Raw genomic sequence first — 1,049 nt, 5'->3', positions numbered from 1 at the left:
CGGTGCCAGGACGCGGCGACGCATCAGCCCCACCGTCGGCAGGACCTGCGGAGTTCTCAAGTCCGCATCTCTACACCACTACGTGGGACGCGACGACCGTCTGCTGACCGGGCAGCTTCAAGGACGTCCGCATGCCCCATTCCGTACGCCGCCGTACCGCTGTTCTGCGCAGCCGCTACACGGGCGAGAGCTCCAGCGCCGCAGCCCGCGGCATCCCCCGCGACCCGCATCGCTTGGGCCTGGATGAGTGCTCCCCTGCTCAACGCTCGTTGAGGGTCTTTCTGGCTCTGGGGATTTTCAACCAGGGCTTGCGGGAGGCGACGCCCGGCCAGTGGGGCATCTCCGGGATCACCTCCTACAACATCGTCCTCTCTCCGAACTTTGAACACCTCAACGTCATCTGCCCGACCCCGTACAACGCGGTGCGGTATCTGGCTTCGACCCGGCCCGTCCATCACCTGCCCGGTCTACGTCTGGTGGAACAGATCGGCGACACCTATCGCCTGTGCCATCTGCCTACCGGGGCAACGATGTCTGTCACGGCGCAGCCCAGCTGTCGCCCCGATCCGGAAGATGATCTCGGCCATGGGTCTCAGCGGCTCCTGCGCATCAGTGATCCGCTCGTGGAGGAGGAACTGGGGGCTCTTTCTGACGTTCCGGCGGCCTCCCCCACGGCCCAGATGCTTTTGGCTGGTCTGATGGTGCGCCTGTGCCTCCGTGACCCGGCCGGGCTGTGGGCGGTGGGTGCCTTCACCGAGGATCCGCTGGATCGGGCTGCCACCCGCCCGGTCTGGTCTGCCTCGCGGCGGCTCTGGGGGCACGGGACCCGTTGGGAGCTCGAGTGGACCTCCTACCCCTTCCCCGAGGATCTGGTGGCGGCCCTGACCGATCCTGTGGCCGGTATCCGGGAGGCCAGGTCGTCGAAGGTGCGCCAGGGTTGGGATGTCGCCCTGGGCGACTCTCTGCTCGCGCTGCGGCCCCGCTGACACCCGCCCCCGCTGACGGCGGCCGTGGCAAAGTCCAGATGTGCGGCCAGGCGAGTCCAGGCC

Annotated in this window: 1 protein-coding gene; it reads left to right on the top strand. The window is 67.9% G+C overall.

All coding sequences use genetic code 11. From position 1 onward, the window contains the following. Window positions 1-131 precede the first annotated feature (131 nt). A complete protein-coding gene (locus ACQKIP_RS48100; RefSeq protein ID WP_365867257.1) occupies window positions 132-986 on the top strand; it encodes a hypothetical protein in 855 nt (284 codons plus the stop codon). Window positions 987-1,049 lie beyond the last annotated feature (63 nt).

It is taken from the genome of Streptomyces sp. NPDC059900, assembly GCF_050270335.1.
Lineage (GTDB): Bacteria > Actinomycetota > Actinomycetes > Streptomycetales > Streptomycetaceae > Streptomyces.
The sequence above is the reverse complement of the archived record's forward strand: the minus strand, read 5'-3'. Positions and strand labels throughout refer to the sequence as shown.